The organism is Allobosea sp. CCNWLY174, from assembly GCF_037120455.1.
Taxonomy (GTDB): domain Bacteria; phylum Pseudomonadota; class Alphaproteobacteria; order Rhizobiales; family Beijerinckiaceae; genus Allobosea; species Allobosea lupini.
In genome coordinates this window covers 1-22,310 of sequence record NZ_JBBBBQ010000017.1, presented here as the reverse complement: position 1 = coordinate 22,310, position 22,310 = coordinate 1, and the positions used below count along the sequence as shown (strand labels likewise).

General features: G+C 67.5%; 19 protein-coding genes. 11 read left to right on the top strand and 8 right to left on the bottom strand.

Annotated elements, in window-relative coordinates; genetic code table 11:
• The first annotated feature begins 25 nt into the window (after nucleotides 1-25).
• Together V7S63_RS27855 and V7S63_RS27850 are read left to right on the top strand one after the other, a co-directional pair.
• Nucleotides 26-679 (top strand): DUF6875 domain-containing protein, encoded by a 654-nt coding sequence (locus V7S63_RS27855; RefSeq protein WP_336532714.1) that lies wholly within the window; start codon nucleotides 26-28, stop codon nucleotides 677-679.
• Nucleotides 680-681: 2 nt separating this feature from the next.
• Nucleotides 682-1,869 (top strand): GNAT family N-acetyltransferase, encoded by a 1,188-nt coding sequence (locus V7S63_RS27850; protein ID WP_336532713.1) that lies wholly within the window; start codon nucleotides 682-684, stop codon nucleotides 1,867-1,869.
• A gap of 98 nt (nucleotides 1,870-1,967) precedes the next feature.
• Here the strand turns inward: V7S63_RS27850 and V7S63_RS27845 are convergent, their stop codons facing one another.
• The 4 genes from V7S63_RS27845 to V7S63_RS27830 form a co-directional block, all read right to left on the bottom strand.
• Nucleotides 1,968-2,270 carry a 4a-hydroxytetrahydrobiopterin dehydratase gene (locus V7S63_RS27845; protein WP_091843037.1) on the bottom strand — a complete coding sequence of 101 codons (303 nt, stop codon included), beginning with the start codon at nucleotides 2,268-2,270 and terminating at the stop codon, nucleotides 1,968-1,970.
• 2 nt (nucleotides 2,271-2,272) lie between these two features.
• The gene (thpR, locus tag V7S63_RS27840; protein ID WP_336532712.1) at nucleotides 2,273-2,851 is read right to left on the bottom strand and encodes an RNA 2',3'-cyclic phosphodiesterase; all 579 of its coding nucleotides are present in this window, start codon (nucleotides 2,849-2,851) and stop codon (nucleotides 2,273-2,275) included.
• Nucleotides 2,852-2,939: 88 nt separating this feature from the next.
• Nucleotides 2,940-3,995 (bottom strand): aldo/keto reductase, encoded by a 1,056-nt coding sequence (locus V7S63_RS27835; RefSeq protein ID WP_336532711.1) that lies wholly within the window; start codon nucleotides 3,993-3,995, stop codon nucleotides 2,940-2,942.
• A 73-nt stretch (nucleotides 3,996-4,068) separates the two neighbouring features.
• Nucleotides 4,069-4,662, bottom strand: coding sequence for an arylesterase (locus V7S63_RS27830; protein ID WP_336532741.1), 594 nt, complete (start codon nucleotides 4,660-4,662; stop codon nucleotides 4,069-4,071).
• A gap of 184 nt (nucleotides 4,663-4,846) precedes the next feature.
• Here V7S63_RS27830 and V7S63_RS27825 point away from each other — a divergent pair, with 184 nt between their 5' ends.
• The 3 genes from V7S63_RS27825 to V7S63_RS27815 all read left to right on the top strand — a co-directional run bounded on the left by V7S63_RS27825 (nucleotide 4,847) and on the right by V7S63_RS27815 (nucleotide 9,142).
• The gene (locus V7S63_RS27825; protein WP_244544071.1) at nucleotides 4,847-5,554 is read left to right on the top strand and encodes an ABC transporter ATP-binding protein; all 708 of its coding nucleotides are present in this window, start codon (nucleotides 4,847-4,849) and stop codon (nucleotides 5,552-5,554) included.
• Nucleotides 5,554-8,148, top strand: coding sequence for an ABC transporter permease (locus tag V7S63_RS27820; protein ID WP_336532710.1), 2,595 nt, complete (start codon nucleotides 5,554-5,556; stop codon nucleotides 8,146-8,148). Before V7S63_RS27825 ends, V7S63_RS27820 begins: the two co-directional genes overlap by 1 nt.
• Before the next feature lie 217 nt (nucleotides 8,149-8,365).
• A complete protein-coding gene (locus V7S63_RS27815; RefSeq protein ID WP_336532709.1) occupies nucleotides 8,366-9,142 on the top strand; it encodes a Bax inhibitor-1/YccA family protein in 777 nt (258 codons plus the stop codon).
• 180 nt (nucleotides 9,143-9,322) lie between these two features.
• On the opposite strand, the gene V7S63_RS27810 is transcribed toward V7S63_RS27815, so the two are convergent.
• Nucleotides 9,323-9,691: a DUF2794 domain-containing protein gene (locus V7S63_RS27810; RefSeq protein WP_336532708.1), complete on the bottom strand. Its 369-nt coding sequence runs from the start codon at nucleotides 9,689-9,691 to the stop codon at nucleotides 9,323-9,325.
• 429 nt (nucleotides 9,692-10,120) lie between these two features.
• Entirely contained in the window at nucleotides 10,121-10,714 is a 594-nt protein-coding gene (locus V7S63_RS27805; protein ID WP_442896533.1) for a peroxidase-related enzyme, read from the bottom strand.
• A 178-nt stretch (nucleotides 10,715-10,892) separates the two neighbouring features.
• Between V7S63_RS27805 and V7S63_RS27800 the strand changes: the two genes are divergently transcribed.
• Nucleotides 10,893-15,731 carry an NAD-glutamate dehydrogenase gene (locus V7S63_RS27800; RefSeq protein WP_336532707.1) on the top strand — a complete coding sequence of 1,613 codons (4,839 nt, stop codon included), beginning with the start codon at nucleotides 10,893-10,895 and terminating at the stop codon, nucleotides 15,729-15,731.
• A 19-nt stretch (nucleotides 15,732-15,750) separates the two neighbouring features.
• Nucleotides 15,751-15,960, top strand: coding sequence for a Trm112 family protein (locus V7S63_RS27795; protein WP_336532739.1), 210 nt, complete (start codon nucleotides 15,751-15,753; stop codon nucleotides 15,958-15,960).
• Between the two features lie 140 nt (nucleotides 15,961-16,100).
• On the opposite strand, the gene V7S63_RS27790 is transcribed toward V7S63_RS27795, so the two are convergent.
• Entirely contained in the window at nucleotides 16,101-17,357 is a 1,257-nt protein-coding gene (locus tag V7S63_RS27790) for a ubiquinone biosynthesis hydroxylase (protein WP_442896531.1), read from the bottom strand.
• Nucleotides 17,358-17,464: 107 nt separating this feature from the next.
• On the opposite strand from V7S63_RS27790, the gene tesB reads away from it, so the two are divergent.
• The 3 genes from tesB (at nucleotide 17,465) to V7S63_RS27775 (ending at nucleotide 20,409) form a co-directional block, all read left to right on the top strand.
• Nucleotides 17,465-18,331 carry an acyl-CoA thioesterase II gene (gene tesB, locus V7S63_RS27785; RefSeq protein ID WP_091843001.1) on the top strand — a complete coding sequence of 289 codons (867 nt, stop codon included), beginning with the start codon at nucleotides 17,465-17,467 and terminating at the stop codon, nucleotides 18,329-18,331.
• Between the two features lie 234 nt (nucleotides 18,332-18,565).
• The gene (locus V7S63_RS27780; RefSeq protein WP_091842997.1) at nucleotides 18,566-18,904 is read left to right on the top strand and encodes a P-II family nitrogen regulator; all 339 of its coding nucleotides are present in this window, start codon (nucleotides 18,566-18,568) and stop codon (nucleotides 18,902-18,904) included.
• An 80-nt stretch (nucleotides 18,905-18,984) separates the two neighbouring features.
• Nucleotides 18,985-20,409, top strand: a complete 1,425-nt coding sequence (locus V7S63_RS27775) for an ammonium transporter (RefSeq protein ID WP_244544075.1) — start codon at nucleotides 18,985-18,987, stop codon at nucleotides 20,407-20,409.
• 67 nt (nucleotides 20,410-20,476) lie between these two features.
• On the opposite strand, the gene V7S63_RS27770 is transcribed toward V7S63_RS27775, so the two are convergent.
• A complete protein-coding gene (locus V7S63_RS27770) occupies nucleotides 20,477-20,818 on the bottom strand; it encodes an antibiotic biosynthesis monooxygenase family protein (RefSeq protein ID WP_336532705.1) in 342 nt (113 codons plus the stop codon).
• 176 nt (nucleotides 20,819-20,994) lie between these two features.
• Between V7S63_RS27770 and V7S63_RS27765 the strand changes: the two genes are divergently transcribed.
• A partial coding sequence (locus V7S63_RS27765; protein WP_336532704.1) for a DNA translocase FtsK 4TM domain-containing protein occupies nucleotides 20,995-22,310 on the top strand: 1,316 nt, incomplete at its 3' end.

The window sequence follows — 22,310 nt, the reverse complement described above, 5'->3', positions numbered from 1 at the left end:
GGTTGCATCGGCCTAGGGGTTTCTCATGCTGGACACGGTGGCGAGAACGGCAGAAGCGCGCGATGCGCTGCTGACCTTCGCGCAGGCGCGGGCCGACATCGCGGCCGATGCCGGGGCGAATGCCGCGCTCGCCACGCTTTTGGGCTGGGTCGAGAGCTATCTGATGCGCGAGCATCCCGATCTCGGCCGCACCGGCGCCGTCTGCCCCTTCACTCGCCAGGCTGCCCGCATTGACACGGCGCGGCTCGCCATCTGCACCGCCGGCCCCAATGAGGAGGAGCGCGCCTTCGCTCTGATCCGCGGCAGCTTCGGCGCGCTCGACGCCATCCCCTGCAAACCCGGCATGGTACATTTCCGCACCGTCATCGTCGGCTTCCCGAACTGCAGCGACGAACGCGGCGTGGCCATGCTGCAACGCGTCCAGAAGCGGCATAAAATCTATTCGCTCGCGCGCGGCCGGATGATCGGGCTCATGTACGAGGCGTCCGAGGCGCCCGGCTTGTGGAACCGCGATTTCCGACCATTGCGGGCTCCAGTCCCGGTCCTCGCCATCCGTCACATGGTCGAGCACGATGCGCCCTTCGCCGCCCGGCATCCGCTGCTGCTAGCGCCCTATCTCGCGAAGTTCCGCCTGACGGGGGCCAAGCGCTTGATCGATCACTTTCGCGGCCAGGAATGAGCATGCCCGCCAAGTCCATGCGCCGGGACACGGAAGGACCGCTCTCGCCCGGCGATGCGGTGGCGGCAAGCTTCTCCGTCGAGATCCTGACCGGCCGCGACGCTTTCCTCGCCCTGAAGCCCGAATGGGATGCGCTTTTCGCCCGCGCCGGCCTGCCGCAGCAGCTTTTTCAGCGCCATGCCTTTCTGCGGTACTGGTGCGATCACTATCTGCCCGCCGGCGATCGCCTTTGCCTGGTCGTGGGCCGCGAGTCCGGCCGCCTGGTCATGCTCTGGCCGCTCGAGCGCCGGCGCCGCCTCGGTCTCGAGCTGGTGCGCCTGATGGGTGCGCCGGTGGCCCAGTTCGGCGATATCCTCATCGAGCCCGGGCCGCGACGCGAGCACTGGCTGGAGCGCGGCTGGGAAGCCCTGCGCCGGTACGGGATCGACCTCGTCGAATTGCGGCTCGTCCGTGCCGACGCGGCACTTGCCCATTGCGGCCGGCTCGCGCTGGTCGTCCCGGTGGTGAGCCAGGAAGCGCCGTTCGCCGACCTCGCCTTGCGCGTCGCGCCGGACGGGCCGAGCCTCGCCTACCCGGCGCGCGACCGCTCGAATTATCGCCGCCGGCTGCGCCGGCTCGCCGAGCGCGGCGAGATCGTCTTCGCTCATCAGGAGCCCGGTCCCCAGGCGGGAGCCCTGGCCGAGCAGGCGGTGGCGATGAAGCGCGACGCGCTCGCCCAGCATGGCATCGTTGCCCCGGCCGTCTCCAACCCGCGTTTCGGGCGCTTCTTCGCAGCCCTGGCCGCCGAGCAGAGCGAGGATACGGGCCTGCGTCTCTCGGTCGTCACCTGCGACGATCGCCCGGTCGGAATCGATCTGTCCTTCGATTGCAAGGGCCGCAGCTTCGGCCATGTCATCGCCAGCGACCTCGCCTTCGAGCGCGAGGGCCTCGGCCGGGTGCTGATCCACCACGCTTTCGCCAGCGCCCGGGCGCGCGGCAACGCGATCTTCGATTTGCTGGCGCCCGCCGATCCCTACAAGCGCGAGCACGCCGACGGAGCCGTCCCGGTCCGCGACTTCACCGTGCCGTTGAGCTGGCGCGGGCAGCTCGCCTGCGACCTCGCGCTGCCGCAGCTGCGGCCGACGCTCAAGGCGATCGTCAAGCGCCTGCCGGCAGGCTGGGTGCAACGTTTCGCAAGGTCCGGGAGCTGAAGCATTTTCGAGCGAAGTGAACACCGGTTCGCGTGAAGAAAATGCGATAAAACAAAGATGCAGCGCAATTCCGCGATTCGGAGAATTGCGGAACTGCGCTAGCTCGCCATCGCGTCCATGGCGCGCGCCAGCCTGACGTCGAGCTCGGTCAGGCCGCCGGCGTCATGGGTCGACAGCGTCACCACGACGGTCTTGTAGACGTTCGACCATTCCGGGTGATGGTCGAGCTTCTCGGCGAGCAGCGCCACCCGGCTCATCCAGCCGAAGGCTTCGTTGAAATCGCGGAAGACGAAGCGTTTGCTCATCGCCTCGCGGCCTTCGACCAGCGCCCAGCCGCTCAGGACCGACAGCGCCTCCTTGCGGGCCTCCGGGCTCAGGCGCTTCGGGCGGTCATGTCCCAATGTTACCTCCGCTGCGAAAGCGCGCCGAGTGGGCGGTTCGGATAGTGCAGGCCGAGCGGATAGGCCGCCTCCAGCACATAGGGGCCGCCACCGATCGAATCGCGTGACGACATCAGCGCCAGGCGCCGCGCCGTGAAGCTGATCGGCCGCACGATCGGATGCAGGGCGAGGTAATGCGCGACGTCGGCCGGCGAGACGTCCCGCAAGCGCGCCAACGTCACATGCGGCGTGAACTTGCGTGATTCCGGCGGCAGGCCGAGACGCCGCATCAATCGCTCCAGCTCCGCCTGCAACTCGTTCAACTTCGGCGAGGGCTGGACACGGGCGAACACCGCGCGCGGCCGGTCGCCGCCGAAGCTGCCGAGCTGGTCGAGCGTGATCGTCAGCGGCTCGCCGCCAAGATCGCTGAGGAAGCTGTCGACGTCATGGGCCATGCGCCGGTCGACATCACCGAGGAAGCGCAGGGTGATGTGGTAGTCGGCGGCCTCGATCCAGCGGGCGCCGACCAATCCGCCGCGATGCAGCGTCAGGGCCGAGGCGACCTCGGCGGGAATCTCTAGCGCGGTGAACAGCCTAGGCATGACGAATCAGTGCCAAGCATTTGTGACTCTGGCGAGACGGCAGCCTTGCACTGCCAGCCGCGGTTCACAAGTCGGCTCTGCTTCCCCGTCATGGACAGGGGTTGCCGACCCGCTGATGGATCGCGTCGATCTTCGCCTCCAGCTCCGGTGAGATCGTCACCGAAGCGGAGCCGATCGCCGTCCTGAGCTGCGCCATGCTGGTCGCGCCGATGATGTTCGAGGTGACGAAGCAGCGCGAGGTCACGAAGGCCAGCGCCATCTCGGCGGGGTCGAGCCCCGCCTCGCGGGCGAGCCCGACATAGGCCTTGATCGCCTCTTCCGCTCCGGCGGTCTCGTAGCGCTGGCCCCGGTCGAACAGCGTCGAGCGCGCCCCGGCCGGCCGGGCGCCGTCCAGGTATTTGCCGGTCAGATAGCCCTGGCCCAGCGGCGAATAGGCGAGCAGCCCAACCTCCTCGCGCATGGCGATCTCGGCCAGCGCCGTCTCGAAGGTGCGGTTCAGGAGATTGTAGGCGTTCTGGATCGACTGGATACGGGGCCGGTCGCTGCCATAAGCCGCAGCGAGGAAGCTCATCGTGCCCCAGGCGCTCTCATTGGACAGGCCGAGATGGCGGATCTTGCCGGCCTTGACCATGGCGGCAAAGGCGTCGAGCTGCTCGGCGAACGAGGTCTCGTCCTCGGCTTTCGCGAATGCGGCCTGGTTGTATCGCGTCGGATTCGAGCCCCATTGCATCGGCCGGTCGGGGAAATGAATCTGGTAGAGGTCGATATAATCGGTCTGCAGTCGCCTCAGGCTCTTGTCGACAGCCTCCTCGACCTGCCTGCGGTTGACCCGGGTCGGCCCCTTGTCGTCGCGGAACCAGTCATTGGTCGAGCGGCCGACGATCTTGGACGCGATGATCACCTTGTCGCGATTGCCGCGCGCCTTGAACCAGCTGCCGATGATCGTCTCGGTCGCGCCTTGCGTCTCCGGCTTCGGCGGGATCGAATACAGCTCGGCCGTATCGAAGAAATTCACGCCCTGCCCGAGCGCGTAATCCATCTGCTCATGACCCTCGGCTTCCGTGTTCTGCTGGCCGAAGGTCATCGTGCCCAGGCAGATCGCCGAAACCTTGAGATCGGTGCGGCCGAGATGGCGGTAGTCCATGGCGAAAGGCTCCGGCGACGAGCGCGCCGGGACGCGCCGCGCATGACTGGACAATGGCGGGATGCGCCTTGGCTCAGGAGCGCGGGCGCAAGGAGGCGAGGAACCGCTCCACCGTCGGCAGGATGCGCTGCGCGATGACGCGCACGCCTTCAGCCGTCGGATGCAGCATGTCGGGCTGGTTCAATACCCGGTCCCCGGCGATCCCGTCCAGAAAGAACGGATAGAGGATGAGCTCATGCTTCTCGGCGAGCTTCGGATAGATCGCGTCGAAGCGGGCGACATAGTCCGGGCCGTTGCTGCGCGGCGCATACATGCCGGCGAGCAGCACCGGGATGCCGCGCGCCTTCAGCCTGGTCACAATCGCGTCAAGCGACGTCTCGGTCAGCGCAGGATCGACCCCGCGCAGGGCGTCGTTGGCGCCGAGCTCGAGGATGACGCCATCGGTCCCATCCGGCACCGACCAGTCGAGCCGTTCCAGCCCGCCCTGCGAGGTGTCGCCGGAGACGCCGGCATTGGCGACCTCGACCGAAATCCCCTTGTCGCGCAGCAGCTTCTCCAGCACCGTCGGGAACGCGGCGCTGCCGGGGAGGTTGTAGCCGGCGGTCAGGCTGTCGCCGAGCGCCACCAGCTTGAGAGGCTTGGTCTGGGCGTGAGTCGCGCTGTTCATCAAAAAAGAACCCAGGCTGGCAAAGACGAGCAGCATCGCCGCCCAAATGCGCGGCGACAGCTGGATTCGTGACGGCAAGCGCCCATATCGGGTGGCGGCAGGGCGCATGGCGGTTCTGATCCCTTCGGCTCGAAATGGCGGTCGAAGCGGCGACATCGGATGGGATGAAAGCGGAAACATGGCGGTGAGCGAAGAAACCCCGGCAGTGATCGAACTCGACAACGTCGAGCTCAGTCTGGGGCGCGGCGCCGCCCGCGTCCATATCCTCAAGGGCGTTTCGCTGGCGATACCGCAGGGGCAGGCGACAGGCCTCGTCGGCCCGTCCGGCTCCGGCAAGTCGACTTTGCTGATGACCATGGCCGGGCTGGAACGTCCCGATTCCGGCATGGTGAGGGTCGCCGGTCAGGATCTCGGTGCGCTCGGCGAGGACGCGCTTGCCCTCTTCCGCGGTCGCCATATCGGCATCGTCTTCCAGTCCTTCCACCTCGTGCCGACCATGACGGCCCGCGAGAATGTCGCGCTGCCGCTGGAATTGGCTGGCGCCGACGACGCCTTCGAGCGCGCCGCGGCCGAATTGCGCAATGTCGGCCTCGGCGAGCGCATGGATCACTACCCCGCCCAGCTCTCCGGCGGCGAGCAGCAGCGCGTCGCCATCGCCCGGGCCGTCGCGCCCGATCCGGCGATCCTCGTCGCCGACGAGCCGACCGGCAATCTCGACGAGAGCACCGGCCGCTCGATCGTCGACCTTATCTTCGCGCTCCGGCGCGAGCGCGGCGCCACCCTCGTGCTGGTCACCCATGATCTCTCGCTCGCCGCAAGCTGCGACCGCACCGTGCGCCTGCGCGCCGGCCGGATCGAGACCGAGACCGGCACAGAGGCGCTGGCGATCTGATGCACGCCCCCGTCAGACCCTCGACGTCTTCTTCCGCTCCCATTCGGCGCCCGGTCGGCCTGAAGCTGGCCCTGCGCCTCGCCTGGCGTGACCTGCGCGGCGGCCTGCGCGGCTTCGGCGTATTCATCGCCTGCCTGGCACTCGGCGTCATGGCGATCGCCGCGGTGTCCTCGGCCTCGCGCGGCCTGAGCGAAGGCCTCGGCCGCGAAGGACGGCGCATTCTCGGCGGCGATGCCGCCTTCAGCCTGATCCATCGAGAGCCGACCGCCGAAGAACATGCCTTCCTCGCCCGCCATGGCAAGGTTTCGACCATTGCGACCCTGCGCAGCATGGCCAATGCCGGCGAGAAGGGCGCGGCCCTGGTCGAGCTCAAGGCCGTCGACGGCTCCTATCCCAGCATCGGCGAACTCCGCACCGATCCGGCCCAGCCGGCGGCCGATCTGCTTGCCTTGCGCGACGGCGCCTATGGCGGCATCGCCGATCCCGTCCTGTTCGGCCGCCTCGACCTCAAGCCTGGCGACACCGTGCTGATCGGCTCGGCGCGGGTGCAATTGCGTGCCAGCCTGACGTCAGAGCCCGACAAGATCGCCGCCGGCGTCGGCTTCGGCCCGCGCCTGATCCTCTCGCAGGACGCGCTGCGGGCGTCCGAACTGCTGCAGCCCGGCAGCCTGGTGCGCTGGACGGCGCGGGTCATCCTGCCCGATGGCGCCAATACCGATGCCGCCCTTGAAGCCCTTCTCGCCAGCGCCACGCGCGAACAGCCGAATGCGGGCTGGGAAGTCCGCTCGCGCGCCAACGCCGCCCCGAACTTCCAGCGCAATATCGAGCGCTTCACCCAGTTCCTGACCCTGGTCGGCCTGACCGCGCTGCTGGTCGGCGGCGTCGGCGTCGCCAATGCGGTACGGCGTTTCGTCGAGGCCAAGCGGCTCGACTTCGCCACGCTGAAGGCGATCGGCGCCACCGGGGGCCGGGTCGTCGCCATCCATCTGACCGAGGTCATGCTCGTCGCCGGCTTCGGCATCGCGATCGGGCTCGCGCTCGGTGCGGCCGCCCCGTTTGCGCTCGGCTATGCGCTCGCCGACGTCCTGCCCCTGCCGTTCGAGCCGACGCTCGCACCGGTCGAACTCGCCATCGCCGCGCTCTACGGGCTGCTGACGGCGCTGGTCTTCGCCATCATCCCGCTCGGCCGCGCCCATGACGTTCCTGTCTCGGCGCTGTTCCGCGACCAGATCGAGCCCGACCGGCGCCAGCCGCGTTGGATTTACCGGGCGATCTTCCTGGCCGCGCTTGCCGGCCTCGTCGGCGTCGCGCTCGTCTTCGCCTATGACCGGCGCATCGCGCTGATCTATGTCGGCGCCGCCACCGGCATCTTCCTGCTGTTGCGGCTGATCGCCTGGGGACTGATGGCGCTGGCCCGGCGCGCCGGGCGTCCCCGGCAACCGGCGCTGCGCCTGGCACTCGCCAATATCTATCGTCCCGGTGCGCTGACACCCTCGCTGGTGCTGTCGCTCGGGCTTGGCGTGGCCCTGCTCTCGACGCTCGCCTTCATCGACGTCAGCTTGCGCCGGCAACTGACCCAGTCGCTGCCGCAAAAGGCGCCGAGCTTCTTCTTCCTCGACATTCCCAATGCGCAGGCCGCCGCCTTCGACCGCTTCCTCGCCGAGCAGCGTCCCGGCGCCCATGTCGAGCGCGTGCCGATGATGCGCGGGCGCATCGTCAGCGTGAACGACGTCCCGGCCGAGCAGATCAAGGCGAGCGAGCAGATGGCCTGGGTGCTCGAGGGCGACCGTGGCATCACCTATTCCGCCGCGATGCCCGAGGCCTCCAGGCTCGCCTCGGGCGAATGGTGGCCGGAAAACTACCGCGGCGAGCCGCTGGTCTCCTTTGACGCCCGCGCCGTCGAGGGACTGGGCCTCAAGCTCGGCGACAAGCTTACGGTCAACGTGCTCGGCCGCAATATCACCGCGCGCATCGCCAATTTCCGCGACATCGAATGGCGCTCGCTCGGCATCAACTTCGTCATGGTGTTCTCACCCAACACCTTCGCCGGCGCGCCGCACACCAATCTCGCCACCGTCACAGACAAGGGCGCGGCGCCTGTGGCCAACGACGCCGCGCTGATGCGCCAGCTTGCCATCGCCTTCCCGGCGGTGACGGCAGTCCGGGTCAAGGACGCGCTGGAGGCGGTCAACACCATCGTCGGCCAGCTCGCCGGCGCGATTCGCGGCGCCTCGGGCCTTGCCATCACCGCGAGCCTGCTGGTCCTCGCCGGTGCTCTGGCGGCCGGGCAGAGGGCGCGGCTCTATGACGCGATGATCCTGAAGACGCTCGGCGCGACTCGCCGCTTCATACTTTCGTCGTACATCCTCGAATACGCAGGGATCGGTGTCGTGTCTGCTCTGTTCGGGCTCCTGGCAGGTGCCGCGGCCGGCTGGGGCGTCGTCACGCAAGTGATGAAGATAGATTTCGTCCCTGATCCGACAGGCGCTATCCTCGCTGCGACTGCAGCCGTCGTGGTCACCGTCCTGTTCGGATTGATCGGAACGCTGCAAATACTATCGAAGGCGCCCGCTTCTCATCTGAGGAATTTATGAGGTCTGACTCAAGTCGGTCTGACATAAACATGAACGGACGGTAATGTTGCATAGACTGGCCACCGAATATCTATGCCACGCGCGGCGCTAACCATGCTTGCCTCTTGTAAGGGCGCCTGATCCCCCTCATATTCTGCGATGTCGCCACGTTGGTGCGCGGCGGCGGGTGTCGCAACGGCGATGTCCGCCAGGCAAAGTTTCAAGGGGAACTCTCTCCATGAGCGATTTCGACCGCAACGCTCAGGTCTGGGGCGCCGGCCGCGCCCAGCAGACCAGCGCCGTCGAGATGGACCAGGGCCTGCGCTCGTTCATGCTCGGCGTCTACAACAACATGAGCATCGGCCTGGCCATCACCGGCCTGATGGCGATCGGCATCTCCATGCTGGCGATCGCCGGCTACTCGCCCTCGGGCAAGGCCACCGCGCTGACGCCGCTCGGCCAGGCGCTGTACCTTTCCCCGCTGAAGTGGGTGGTGATGCTGGCGCCGCTGGCCTTCATCTTCTTCTTCTCGTTCAAAGCCGAGAGCATGAGCTCGTCGACCGCGCGCGCCATGTTCTTCGCCTTCGCGGCGGTGATGGGCATCTCGCTGTCGTCGATCTTCGTGGTCTTCACCGGTGAATCGATCGCCAAGGTGTTCTTCATCACCGCGGCCTCCTTCGCTGGCCTCAGCCTGTTCGGCTACACCACGAAGAAGTCGCTGTCGGGCATCGGCTCGTTCCTGATCATGGGCCTGATCGGCCTGGTGATCGCCTCGGTGGTCAACATCTTCCTGGCCTCGAGCGCGCTCTCCTTCGCCATCTCGGTGATCGGCGTGCTGGTCTTCGCCGGCCTGACCGCCTGGGATACGCAGCGCCTGAAGGAAATGTACCTGTACTCGGACATGGATTCCGAGTCGGCAGCGAAGCTCTCGGTGAACGGCGCCCTGTCGCTCTACCTGAACTTCGTCAACATGTTCCAGATGCTTCTCTCGCTCTTCGGCTCCAAGCAGGAGTGATCCGGGCGACAGCCTGAACAAAGAAGCCCCGGCCTCGCGGCCGGGGCTTTTCTTTTGGACTGAGCCTAGAGCATTTTCGAGCGAAGTGGACACCGGTTCGCGTGAAGAAAATGCGACAGAACAAGGACTTAGAGCCTTTCCGCGATTCGAAGAATCGCGGAAAGGCTCTGGTGGATCAGCTCAGCTCACCACGCTCAACCGCTTGTCGAGCACCTTGAGCACGCGGCTCAGTTCGGCGCCGCGCTTCAGGATCAGCCCGGTCGCGGTCACCACCGAATAGGTACCCTGTCGCCGCGCCAGCGACGGGTCCTTGACGATCCGGTAGAGCGGCACCTCGGCCGTGCGGCGAAACACCGAGAATTGTGCCTTGTTGCGCAGGAAATCGATGGCGTAGTCGCGCCACTCCCCGGCGGCGACCATGCGGCCGTAAAGATTGAGCAACTCGTTCAGTTCGCGGCGATCGAAGGTGACGGAGGAGGGCGCGGCAGCAGCCGGAAAGGCGACGACCGGGCCCGCTCGCTGACCTGGCGGAGTTTCGCTTTCGCTCATCACGCCTCCTTTTCGTGGCCGGTGGTGATCCGGCAAGGGATGATGCGCCCGCCCTCCAGCGCTGGCAAGGGCACCACAAGACAGATTGACGACAGGCCTAGGATCCCTTTTTCGCGGCCAGGGTGATTGCCATGATTTTGCCGCGCTTGCGCCCAGCGAACGCCCCGTTACGGGGCTCAACTCCGATTCGTTGCTTCGGCGGCCCGGCCTGTCCGGTTCCGGACACGTCAGCCCCCCAGCCCCTCCGGCGCTGCGGCGGGCCGGGCCAACGAGTCGAAGCCAACTCACGGCTGGCGGTTTCCGCCGGCCGTTTTCTTTTGGCCGGGCCCCAGAGCATTGTCGATCGAAGGGGCGACCGGCTCGCGCGAAGACAATGCGTCAGAATGGAAAGGTCGAGCATTCCGCGCTTCACGGACGCGCGGAGATGCTCTACCGGGACGCGCCGTGATATTCGGGATTGGGCCGCATATCGACCGCCGAGGCGATCCGGTTCGACATGTTGTAGAACGCGGCGACCGCGCCGATGTCCCAGATGTCGCGCTCGCCGAAGCCGGCGGTTCGCAGGGCCTGCCGATCCTCCTCCTCGATCCTGTGCGGCTCTTCCGTCAGCTTCACCGAGAAGTCGAGCATGGCGCGGTGGCGGGCCGAGAGCTGCGCGGCGCGATAGTTCATCACCATCATCTCGCCGAGCACGGGGTCGCCCGAGAGCTGGCGCACCGCCTGGCCATGCGCCGTCAGGCAGTAATAGCAGCGGTTCACGCTGGAGACGGCGACCGCGATCATCTCGCGCTCCAGCTTCGAGAGGCCCGACGGGGCCAGCATCAGATCGTTGTAGAAGGTGGCGAAGGCCTGGAGCTTGGCGTCGTCATGGGAATAGGCGGCCAGGACGTTCGGGACATAGCCGAGCTTTTCCTCGCATTTGGCGAAATAGGCCTGCATCGCCTCGGAAAGCTCGGCTCGCGGCAGAGAGAGCGCCATCACGGCCGGCGGCGCGTCCTGCTTTGCAGGCTGCTCACCCACCATCGCCTTGTCATGCTTCTTCGTCATCTCTGCACTCCTCGCGCTGATATCCGCGCGGATTGGGCACGACTTGCCGCGTCCGCGCCATATTGGTGCAATCTGGCTGCTGCGATGCGACGAAAGTTGCAGCAGCCGGTGAGCTATGTCATCGCTTCGGCAAAATAGCAGGGGGAAGAAGACTATGGCCAAGCGCGAAGCGAATGCCACGGCCGCAGCCGTCACCGCGATCGAGGCGGCTGCCCAGAAGCTCGGTTCGGCGATGCCCGCGGACTTCCCCAAGCTGCTCTATGGCCGGACCGTCGCCGAGGATCTCGTTGCACTGCCGCCCGAACTCCTGGCTCGCGCCGCCAACGCCGCCTACGCCCACCTGACCGGCAACCGCAAGCCCGGCGAGCCCAATCTGCGCTTCCGCGACGAGGCGGTGAATGAGGATGGGCGCGAGCGCCAGATCACCATCCTCGAGGTCGTCAACGACAACAAGCCGTTCCTGCTGGATTCGACCCTGGCCGAGCTCGCCGAGCAGGGCTACGAGCCCCGCCTCGTGGCCCATCCCATCCTCGCCGTGGTGCGCAAGGACGATGGCACCTTCCAGTCGCTTGCCGGCGAGGCCTCGGGCCGCGCGGTCGAAGGCACGCGCCGCGAGAGCTTGATCCATATCCATCTCGACCGGATCGACACCGCCGAGGCCCGCGAGCGCCTCGCCACAGGTCTTGCCCGCGTCTATGTCGATGTCGGCCTCGCCGTCGACGACTGGGCCGCGATGCGCGGGCGAATCACCGAGGTGATCCAGTCCTACCGCGCCAATCCGCCGCCGCTGCCCGAGGACGAGGTCGCCGAGGCTCTGAATTTCCTCGAGTGGATCGCCGGCGACAATTTCACCTTGCTCGGCGTTCGCGCTTATCGCTTCGCGGGTGGCGACACCGCCGCCGACCCGGTCGACTCCTCCGGCCTCGGCATCCTGCGCGACCCGGATGTTCGGGTGTTGCGCAAGAATCGCGAGCTCGTGGTGATGACGCCGGAGATCCGCGCCTTCCTGGCCAAGCCGCAGGCGCTGATCATCACCAAGGCCAACGTCAAGAGCCGCGTCCACCGCCGCGTCCATCTCGACTATGTCGGCGTGAAATTGTTCACGCCCGACGGGCGGCTCGACGGCGAACTGCGCATCGTCGGCCTGCTCACCTCGAACGCCTATACCGGCAGCGCCCGCTCCATCCCCTATCTGCGTCTCAAGGTCGCGCGCGTGCTCAAGAGCACCGGCTTCGACCCGTCGAGCTATTCCGGTCGCGCGCTCTACAACGTGCTCGACGCCTTCCCGCGCGACGAGCTCTTCCAGATCGATGTCGAGACGCTGGAGCGCTTCGCCCTCGACATCATGCAACTGACCGAGCGGCCGCGCATCCGCGCGCTCGCCCGCGCCGACGAGTTCGACCGCTTCGTCTCGGCGCTCGTCTTCATCCCGAAGGATCGCTACGACACCACGGTGCGCCGGCGCGTGGGCGAATTCCTCGCCCGCGTCTACCAGGGCCGCGTCTCCGCCGCCTATCCGGCCTATCCGGAAGGGCCGCTCGCCCGCACCCACTACATCATCGGGCGCGACGAGGGTCGCACGCCCAAGATCGACCGCAACACGCTGGAAGCCGGCATCGCCGCGATCGTCCGCACCTGGAGCGACGGCCTCAAGGACGCGCTCGACGCGCAGAAGGCCGGTCCCGCCGCGCGCTCCCTCGCCGAGCGCTATGCCGAGGCCTTCGGCGCCGCCTATCGCGAGCGTTATTCAGCAGAGGACGCGCTGGTCGACGTCGACATGCTGCAGAAGCTGTCGGCGGAGCGGCCGCGCGCCGTCAATCTCTACCGCCGCGACGGCGACGGCCCGACGCGGGCCAATCTCAAGCTGTTCTCGCGCGGCGCCGCGATCTCGCTCTCCGAGCGCGTGCCGATGCTGGAGAACATGGGCTTCCGCGTCGTCAACGAGCGCACTTTCAACATCACCCCGCAACAGAACGGCGGAGCCGGAGCCGACAGCCGCGTCTGGCTGCACGACATGACGCTGGAGCGCGCCAGCGGCGGCGAGATCGACATCGAGAACCTCGATCCGACGATCGAGGCGGCGCTGATGGCGCAGTTCCGCGGCCTCACCGAATCCGACCGCTTCGACCAACTCGTCCTTGCCGCCGGCCTTGCCTGGCGGGAAGCTGCACTGCTGCGGGCGCTCGGCCGCTATCTGCGACAGGTCGGCGCGCCCTATGCGCAGGGCTACATCGCCGACGCGCTGACCCGCCATTCCGGCATCGCCACGGGGCTGGTGAAGCTCTTCGTCGCCAAGTTCGACCCGCACCTCTCTGACGAGAAGCGCGCCGAGCAGATGAAGGCCGAGCGCGAGCGCATCGAAGCCGCGCTCGCCGACGTCACCAGCCTCGACGAGGACCGCATCCTGCGCCGCTTCGTCAACCTGATCGACGCGACGCTGCGCACCAACTTCTTCCAGATCGGGCCTGACGGGCACCCGCGCGGCACGATCTCGTTCAAGCTCGCCTCCGGCCAGGTCGACGGCATGCCGCTGCCGCGGCCGCTCTACGAGATCTTCGTCTATTCGCCGCGCGTCGAGGGCATTCATATGCGTTTCGGCAAGGTCGCGCGCGGTGGCCTGCGCTGGTCGGACCGGCCCCAGGACTTCCGCACCGAGGTGCTCGGGCTGGTCAAGGCCCAGCAGGTCAAGAACGCCGTCATCGTCCCGGTCGGCGCCAAGGGCGGCTTCGTTCCCAAGCAATTGCCGCCGGCCTCCGATCGCGCCGCCTGGCTCGCCGAGGGCACCGAGAGCTACCGCATCTTCATTCGCACCCTGCTCGAGCTCACCGACAATCTCGACGGCGAGAAGATCCTGCCGCCGCCCGACACCGTCCGTCATGACGGCGACGATCCCTATCTCGTCGTCGCCGCCGACAAGGGCACGGCGACCTTCTCCGACACCGCCAATGCGCTCTCGGCCGAGAAGCATCACTGGCTCGGCGACGCCTTCGCCTCGGGCGGCTCGCAAGGCTACGACCACAAGGGTATGGGCATTACCGCCCGCGGCGCCTGGGAAGCGGTGAAGCGCCATTTCCGCGAGATCGACGTCGACATCCAGACGACCCCCTTCACCGTGGCCGGCGTCGGCGACATGTCCGGGGACGTCTTCGGCAACGGCATGCTGCTCTCGCCGGCGATCAAGCTGATCGCCGCCTTCGACCATCGCGACATATTCCTCGATCCCGATCCGGATACGGCCAAGAGCCTCGCCGAACGCCAGCGCATCTTCGCCCTGCCGCGCTCGTCCTGGCAGGACTACGACAAATCGCTGATCTCGAAGGGCGGCGGCATCTTCTCGCGCCAGGCCAAGAGCATCGCGCTCTCGCCCGAGGTCCGGCAGGCCATCGGCTTCGACAAGGCGCAGGCCACGCCGGCCGAACTGATGACCGCGATCCTGAAGGCGCCGGTCGACCTGCTCTGGTTCGGCGGCATCGGCACCTATATCCGCGCCAGCGACGAGACCGACGCCCAGGTCGGCGACCGCGCCAATGATGCGATCCGCGTCACCGGCTCCGATCTGCGCACCAAGGTGATCGGCGAGGGCGCCAATCTCGGCGCGACCCAGCGCGGCCGGATCGAGGCGGCCCGCAACGGCGTGCGCCTCAACACCGATGCGATCGATAACTCCGCCGGCGTCAACACCTCCGACGTCGAGGTCAACATCAAGATCGCGCTGGCCGACCCCGTTCGTGACGGCCGCTTGCCCGAGAAGAAGCGCAACGCCCTGCTGGCTGAGATGACCGACGAGGTCGGCCTGCTCGTCCTGCGCAACAACTACCTGCAGACCCTGGCACTCTCCCTCACCGAGGCGCAGGGAATCCAGGCAAGCCCGCATCTGCGCCGGCTGATGGTTCGGCTGGAGGAGGAGGGCCGGCTCGATCGCGGCGTCGAGTACCTGCCCTCGGATGCCGTGCTGATCGAACGCGAGAAGCGCGGCGAAGGCCTGACCCGGCCGGAGCTCGCGGTGCTCATCGCCTATGCCAAGCTCGCTCTGCACGACGCGCTGCTCGACTCGGCGATCCCCGACGACCCCTATCTCAAGAGCGAGCTCATCCGCTATTTCCCGCAGCCGCTGCGCGAGGGCTATGCCAAGGAGATCGCCGGCCACAGGCTGCGCCGCGAGATTGTCGCGACCCAGCTCGCCAACGCCATCATCAACCGCGGCGGCCCGGCCATCGTCTCGATGCTGGCCGACCAGACCCGCGCCGAGGCGCCGGCGATCGCGGCGGCCTATGCCGTAGCCCGCGATGCCTTCGACCTGATCGCGCTGAACGGCGCCATCGATGCGCTCGACGCCAAACTGCCGGGCAAGACGCAGACCGGGCTCTATGCCGCCGCACAGGAGCTGGTCGTCGACCGGATGCGCTGGTTCCTGCGTCGCGGCGTCGCCAAGCCCGGCGCGATCGAGCAGACCGTGGCGCATTATGCCAAGGGCGTCGGAGCGCTGGAGGGCGCACTCGGCGAATTGCTGCCCGAGGCGGCCGCCCAGGCCCGCAATGCCCGCATCGCCGCACTCACGGCCGAAGGCGTACCGGAAGCGCTGGCGATCCGCGTCGCCAGCCTGCCCTGGCTCGCCGAGGCGACCGACATCGTCGACATCGCCAGCCGGACCAAGCGCGACATCGTCGAGGTCGCCCGGATTCATTTCGGGACCGATTCGGTCTTCGGCTTCTCGACGCTGAGATCAGCTGCTGAAGCCGTCCCGGCGACCGACGATTACGAGCGTCTCGCCCGCCAGCGCGCGGTCGAGACCCTGACCGATGGCCATGCCGGGCTGACGCAGGAGATCGCGACCGGCAAGCCTGGCCCGGACGCGCTGAAGGACTGGCTGGCCGAGCGCGGCGCCGATGCCGAACGCACCCGTGCCACCGTTTCGGCCATTGCCATGTCGGGGCTCTCCCTGCCAAAGCTGATGGTGGCGGCCGGCATGCTGGCCGATCTGCCCCGCAAATGAGGTCTGGAGACAGGTGGTGATGGATACGGACGAGGAAGGCACGGTGCCAGCGGTGACGCGAATCGACCCGAAGCTACTGGAAATCCTCGTCTGCCCGGTCACCAAGGCGACGCTGGAATACGACGCCGGACGCCAGGAACTGATCAGCCGCGCCGCCAAGCTCGCCTACCCGATCCGCGACGGTATTCCGATCATGCTGCCGGAAGAGGCGCGCCAGCTGGAAGGATAAGACCGGAGATCGCGCGTCCTACTTGGATTGACTCAAGTATGATTCGGGCGGACTCCCGAAGTTCGATCCCTGAGTCATTAGAAGCCGCCGGCCCGACTCGGTATGACCGAGTCGGCCTCCGGTTATGGCGGCGGATAGACCTACAGCATCTCGCCCTTCAGCAGCCGCGGCGTCGGCCCGGCCAAGCCGGCCGCCTCACGAATGAAGAAGCGCTTCAGCCCCGGCATGCGCTCGACCAGGCCGAGGCCGAGATCGCGTGCCAATCGTAACGGGGTCGAATCGTTCGAGAACAACCGGTTGAGCCCGTCGGTAACCACGCCCATCGCCACGGTGTCGAAGCGCCGGCCCCTCTCATAGGCTTCGAGCACCTCGGAGCCGCCGACATCGAGGCCGAGCCGGGCCGCGTCGACGATTGCCTCGGCCAGCGCCGCGACGTCCTTCAGCCCGAGATTGAGTCCCTGGCCGGCGATCGGGTGGATGACATGGGCGGCGTCGCCGAGCAGCGCCAGCCTGCCGTCGACGAAACGGCGCGCCACGCCGAAGGAAAGCGGATAGGCGCCCGGGCGGCTCTCCAGGGCGATCTCGCCGAGCTCCAGGCCGAAGCGGCGCTCGACCTCGAGCAGGAGGTCCCTCTCGTCCAGCGCCAGCAAGGCCGGGACGTTCTCGCTGCGCTCCGTCCAGACGATCGAGGAGCGATGGCCGAGTTTCCCACCATCGGCCAAAGGCAGGATGGCGAAGGGCCCGGACGGCAGGAAGTGCTCCACCGCCCGCCCGTCATGCGGCCGCTCATGGCCGATCGTCGCGACGATACCCGATTGCGGATAGGACCAGCCGACCCAGCCGATCCCGGCCTGCTCGCGCAATTTCGAGCGGGCGCCGTCGGCAGCAATCAGCAGCGCCGCATCGAGCTTTTCGCCGCCGGCGAAGGCAATGGCGATCGCACCATCGTCCTCCATGCCTGAACGGACGCTCTCGGGCCGCAATTCGACGCCATTGGCGCGCGCGACCTGAAGCAGTGCCGCCATCAGCGCGCCGTTCTCGACCATATGGGCAAAGGGCTGGCCGGGTTCGATCTCGCCGTCGAAGGTCAGGAAGACCGGCCGCACCAGATCGGGCGTGCGGCTGTCGGTGATGACCATCTCGGTCATCGCCGTCGCGGTGGCTTCCGCAAGACGCCAGATGCCGAGCGCTTCCAGCATGTTGCGGGCCGCCGCCGCGACCGCATAGGCGCGATCGTCGGCGCGCGGCGGGCCTGCCAGCGTCGGATCGGCGACGATCACATCGAAGCTCTCGCCCAGTGCCTGCTTCAGCGCCACTGCCAGCGTCAGCCCGGCGACGCCGCCGCCGGCGATGACGATGCGTTGGCTCGCATTCTCGGGTCTCTGCACTGTCGCCATCCTCGCATCGCGCCGCTTGACGCGGCCGAGTCGCTCGTTGCTGATGCTGTCTCGTCTTGCCCATAGCCGGCCGGGGCTGCAAGCCCGGGCCGTGCCGGTCCCTGCCGATGACATCAGCCGCCAACACCCTGCTCTCGATCTTCGATCTCGAACCGCTCGGACACAACCGGTTCCAGGGTCGCAGCCCCGACAATGGCTGGACCCGCGTTTTTGGCGGCCAGGTGATCGGCCAAGCGCTTTATGCCGCCTGCAAGACCGTCGAAGCGCGCCAGCCGCATTCGCTGCACGCCTATTTCATGTTGCCGGGCGATCCGGCGATTCCGATCGTCTACGAGGTCGAGCGCCTGCGAGATGGCGGCTCCTTCTCGACGCGGCGCGTGCTGGCGCTGCAGAAGGATGCGGCGATCTTCGCGATGTCGGCCTCATTCCAGATCGCCGAACCCGGCTACGACCATCAGATGCCCATGCCTGCCGTGCCGATGCCGGAGGAGCTTCCCGGTCGCGACGGCATGGAACGCGACGTGCTGCCACATATGCCCGAGGCGGTGCGCGCCTATTACCGGCGCGAGCGGCCGATCGAGATCCGCCCCGTCGAGATGAGCCGCTACGCGGCGGATGGGCCGCGGGAACCGAAATTCAATGTCTGGGTCAGGGCGTCCCAGACACTGCCCGAGGAGCCGGCGCTGCACCAGAGCGTGCTCGCCTATGCCTCCGACCTGATGCTGCTTGATTCCAGCCTGATCGCTCACGGCACAAGCGTCTTCGACCGGCGCGTCCAGAGCGCCAGCCTCGACCATGCCATGTGGTTCCATCGCCCCTTCCGGGCGGACGACTGGCTGCTCTACGCCCAGGACAGCCCTTCGGCCTCCGGTGCGCGCGGCTTTTCGCGCGGGCTGATCTTCGATCGGGACGGGAATCTCGTCGCCTCGGTCGCGCAGGAAGGCCTGATCCGGCCGCGGCCCGATCGCGCCTGAATGCGCTTATCGCCTGCTTTCGCGGCATCTGCCTAATTATTGATCATCTTTATGTGCTGAACCCCGCCGGATCATGGCGGAATCGCGGCATTGCCCGCTCGCGCGCCACATCCACCGGTTGGCACGCGGCTTGAAAGGCATCCCCCGACGCGCCTGGCTCGAAAGGGCGCGAGAGGCGCAACGACGTCGTTTGGATCGCGGTCCGGCGACGCACAAGCGGGGGACAACCCAGCCATGAAGATCGTGATGGCCGTCATCAAGCCGTTCAAGCTGGAGGAGGTGCGCGACGCGCTCACCGCCATCGGCGTGCACGGGCTGACCGTGACCGAAGTGAAGGGCTATGGCCGCCAGAAGGGCCATACCGAAATCTATCGCGGCGCCGAATATGCCGTGAGCTTCCTGCCCAAGATCAAGATCGAGGTCGCGGTCACCGACGACCTCGTCGGCAAGGTGATCGAAGCCATCACCGCCGCCGCCCGCACCGGCCAGATCGGCGACGGCAAGATCTTCGTCTCGTCGATCGAGAAGGCCGTGCGGATCCGCACCGGCGAGACCGACGGCGACGCCCTCTGATCCCCGACCTTCCCAGGAGTTTTACGATGAACACCAAGACCCTTAACCGGGCCGGGCTGGTCGGGCTGGCCTTCGCCGCAATGGCCGGCGCCGCGCTGGCGCAAACCCCGGCCGCGCCGCCCGCCCCAGTGCCCAACAAGGGCGACGTTGCCTTCATGATGAGCTCGACGATCCTCGTCCTGCTCATGACCGTGCCCGGCCTGGCCCTGTTCTATGGCGGCCTCGTCCGCTCCAAAAACATGCTCTCGGTGCTGACCCAGGTCTTCGCCATCGTCTGCATCGTCAGCCTGATGTGGGTCGTCTTCGGCTACTCGCTCGCCTTCACCAATGGCGGCGGCCTCAACGACTTCGTCGGCGGCTTCTCCAAGGCCTTCCTGCGCGGCGTCGACGGCAACTCGACCGCTGCGACCTTCTCCAACGGCGTCGTCATCCCGGAATATGTCTACATCGCCTTCCAGATGACCTTCGCCTGCATCACGCCGGCCCTCATCGTCGGCGCCTTCGCCGAGCGCATGAAGTTCTCGGCGCTGCTGCTCTTCACCGTGCTCTGGGTCACCTTCATCTATTTCCCGATGGCCCACATGGTCTGGTACTGGGGCGGGCCCGACGCCGTCGGCAACGCCGCCAAGGCGCTGGCTGATGCCGGCACCGACGGCAAGGCCGCAGCCCAGGCGGCGCTCGATGCGGTCAACGCCGATGCCGGCATGCTGTTCAAATGGGGCGCACTCGACTTCGCCGGCGGCACCGTCGTGCACATCAATGCCGGTATCGCGGGCCTCGTCGGCTGCATCCTGATCGGCAAGCGCATCGGCTTCGGCAAGGAGCTGATGGCGCCGCACTCGCTGACCATGACGCTGATCGGCGCCGCTCTCCTCTGGGTCGGCTGGTTCGGCTTCAACGCCGGCTCCAACCTCGAAGCCAACGGCACCGCGGCGCTCGCCATGATCAACACCTTCGTCGCCACTGCGGCGGCGGCGGTGGCCTGGCTGTTCGTCGAATGGGCGGTCAAGGGCAAGCCCTCCATGCTCGGCATGGTCTCGGGCGCGGTCGCCGGCCTCGTCGCCGTCACCCCCGCGGCGGGCTTCGCCGGCCCGATGGGCTCGATCGTCCTCGGCCTCGTCGCCGGCGCGGTCTGCTTCGTCTTCTGCTCGACCGTGAAGAACGCGCTCGGCTACGACGACTCGCTCGACGTCTTCGGCATCCACTGCGTCGGCGGCATCATCGGCGCGCTGGCCACGGGCATCCTGGTCAACCAGGCGCTCGGCGGCGCCGGCATCCCCGACTATTCGACCAAGCCTGGCGAGCTGGTCGCTGCGACCTACGAGTTCGGCACGGCCTTCATGGCCCAGCTCAAGGCGGTGTTGTTCACACTCGTCTTCAGCGGCGTCGGCTCGGCAATCCTCTACAAGGTCGTCGACGTGATCATCGGGCTGCGTATCCCCGCCGACCAGGAGCGCGAGGGCCTCGACATCGCCGAGCACGGCGAGCGCGCCTATCACGACTGAACCAGGGGTTCATCTCCCAGGAATCATCGCCCCGGCGGGAGACCGCCGGGGTTTTTCGTTGGGCCGCTCAGTCGCGGCTCGTCGCGCGGTCCAGTACGATCTCCAGCACCTGAACCTTCTCCGGCAATTCGATCAGGAATTCGGCATCGCGTTCGAGGTGATGGATCTTCCGCGGATCGGGCCCGGCGAAGCGCGACATCGCCTCGACGCTCTCCCAATAGGAGACCGTCACGAACTCGCTCTCGGTCTCGCTGTCCTCGCGGAACATCTGCGCACCCAGCGCCTTCTTCGCCAGCGGCCTGACGCCGACCTCCAGCAGATAGGCGGCATAGGCATCGGCCTTGTCCGGCTCGGTGCGGCCGCGCCAGATCCGGGCAATTCTTGCGATCCTGTCGTCGCCATCGGCCATCGTGCCCTCCTTGCGGTTGCTGTTTGAAAAATGCCCTGGCCAGGCCGATCGTTCCTCGATCTCCTGACAGCCCGCGGCGGCAGTGCAAGGTTAAGCGGGCCTTAACCGGACCTTCCTAACCTGCCGGTTCGACAGGTGGCGTTCGCCGCCTTCCTGATGCCCGCAGACACGGCCCGATGCGCACGATCCGACGCTCCTCATCGCTGATCGACCGCCTGCCCGATCCGGTGCGCGAGTTCCTGTCGCGCCGCGCCGCAGAAATCGGCGGCATCGCGATGCTCGCGCTGATGGTGGCTGTCGCCGTCGCCCTCGCGACCTGGTCGGTCGACGATCCCAGCCTCAACAACGCCACGCGCGGCACCGTGCACAACCTGCTCGGCCGGCCTGGCGCGATGATCGCCGATCTCGCCATGCAGCTGCTGGGCCTTGGCGTCGTCGCATTGCTGCTGCCGCCGCTGCTCTGGTCGCTCCGGCTGATTCGCTTCCACCTCTTCGATCGCAGCGCCCTCAAGCTCGTGCTCTGGGTCGTCGGCATCGTCTCGAGCGCGGCGGTGGCGAGCGCCCTGCCGGCGACGCCGCGCTGGCCTCTGCCGACCGGGATGGGCGGCGTGATCGGCGACGCGCTGCTGCAGGGCACCCGCAACATCGTCGGCCTCGGCGGCACCGCGCTCGGCGGCCTCGTCGCCTTCGTCTTCGCCGGCATCGCCATCCTCTCCGTCACCGCCGCCGCCGGCTTCGGCTTCGTCACCGACGAGGATCCGGAACTGGACCAGGACGACGATGCGCCCTTCGCCGATGGCGAGGAACGTCGCGACGACGAACCGGGGTTCTCGGTCATCCTGATCGGCTGGGTCGCTCATGGCGCCATGGCGCTGAAGGCCGCGATCCTTCGCCGCCTGCCGCGCCCGCCACAGGCGGCTTCCGCGGGCGCGGGCGCGATGCCCGTTCCGGCCCAGACCGGCCGGGTCCGCCGCGAGCCGAACCTCACCGGCGATCCGGAGGCCTACCGGTCCCCTGTCGTCGCCCCCGAGCTCGTGCGCCCGGCTGCTGCCAAGGCAGCGCCAAGCGCCCGGCCGGCCTACGACGACGATGACGAGCCCTTCGAGGCGCAGGACGTGCGCGATCTCAATGCGCCGCGCGTCGCCGCGCCGGTGCGCGCGCCCAAGCCCGGCAAGCGCCTGTCGCGCGAAGCCCAGCCCTCGCTGCTCGATCGCGAAGGTTTCGAGCTGCCGCCGCTGACCTATCTCGCCGAACCGAAGAAGATCCCGGCCAACACCATCTCGACTGACGCGCTGGAGCAGAACGCCACCTTGCTGGAAGGCGTGCTCGAGGATTTTGGCGTGCGCGGCGAGATCAGCCAGGTTCGCCCCGGCCCGGTCGTGACCTTGTACGAGCTCGAGCCTGCGCCTGGCACGAAGTCGTCGCGGGTGATTTCGCTGGCGGACGACATTGCGCGCTCGATGAGCGCGGTATCGGCGCGCGTGGCGGTGGT

What these genes read in the sequence shown, in the direction of transcription:
- V7S63_RS27855 (WP_336532714.1), top strand. Translation starts at nt 26, where the DNA reads ATGCTGGACACGGTGGCGAGAACGGCAGAAGCGCGCGATGCGCTGCTG.
- V7S63_RS27850 (WP_336532713.1), top strand. Translation starts at nt 682, where the DNA reads ATGCCCGCCAAGTCCATGCGCCGGGACACGGAAGGACCGCTCTCGCCC.
- thpR (WP_336532712.1), bottom strand. Translation starts at nt 2,851, where the DNA reads ATGCCTAGGCTGTTCACCGCGCTAGAGATTCCCGCCGAGGTCGCCTCG.
- V7S63_RS27835 (WP_336532711.1), bottom strand. Translation starts at nt 3,995, where the DNA reads ATGGACTACCGCCATCTCGGCCGCACCGATCTCAAGGTTTCGGCGATC.
- V7S63_RS27830 (WP_336532741.1), bottom strand. Translation starts at nt 4,662, where the DNA reads ATGAACAGCGCGACTCACGCCCAGACCAAGCCTCTCAAGCTGGTGGCG.
- V7S63_RS27820 (WP_336532710.1), top strand. Translation starts at nt 5,554, where the DNA reads ATGCACGCCCCCGTCAGACCCTCGACGTCTTCTTCCGCTCCCATTCGG.
- V7S63_RS27815 (WP_336532709.1), top strand. Translation starts at nt 8,366, where the DNA reads ATGAGCGATTTCGACCGCAACGCTCAGGTCTGGGGCGCCGGCCGCGCC.
- V7S63_RS27810 (WP_336532708.1), bottom strand. Translation starts at nt 9,691, where the DNA reads ATGAGCGAAAGCGAAACTCCGCCAGGTCAGCGAGCGGGCCCGGTCGTC.
- V7S63_RS27805 (WP_442896533.1), bottom strand. Translation starts at nt 10,714, where the DNA reads ATGGTGGGTGAGCAGCCTGCAAAGCAGGACGCGCCGCCGGCCGTGATG.
- V7S63_RS27800 (WP_336532707.1), top strand. Translation starts at nt 10,893, where the DNA reads ATGGCCAAGCGCGAAGCGAATGCCACGGCCGCAGCCGTCACCGCGATC.
- V7S63_RS27795 (WP_336532739.1), top strand. Translation starts at nt 15,751, where the DNA reads ATGGATACGGACGAGGAAGGCACGGTGCCAGCGGTGACGCGAATCGAC.
- V7S63_RS27790 (WP_442896531.1), bottom strand. Translation starts at nt 17,357, where the DNA reads ATGGCGACAGTGCAGAGACCCGAGAATGCGAGCCAACGCATCGTCATC.
- tesB (WP_091843001.1), top strand. Translation starts at nt 17,465, where the DNA reads ATGACATCAGCCGCCAACACCCTGCTCTCGATCTTCGATCTCGAACCG.
- V7S63_RS27780 (WP_091842997.1), top strand. Translation starts at nt 18,566, where the DNA reads ATGAAGATCGTGATGGCCGTCATCAAGCCGTTCAAGCTGGAGGAGGTG.
- V7S63_RS27775 (WP_244544075.1), top strand. Translation starts at nt 18,985, where the DNA reads ATGGCCGGCGCCGCGCTGGCGCAAACCCCGGCCGCGCCGCCCGCCCCA.
- V7S63_RS27770 (WP_336532705.1), bottom strand. Translation starts at nt 20,818, where the DNA reads ATGGCCGATGGCGACGACAGGATCGCAAGAATTGCCCGGATCTGGCGC.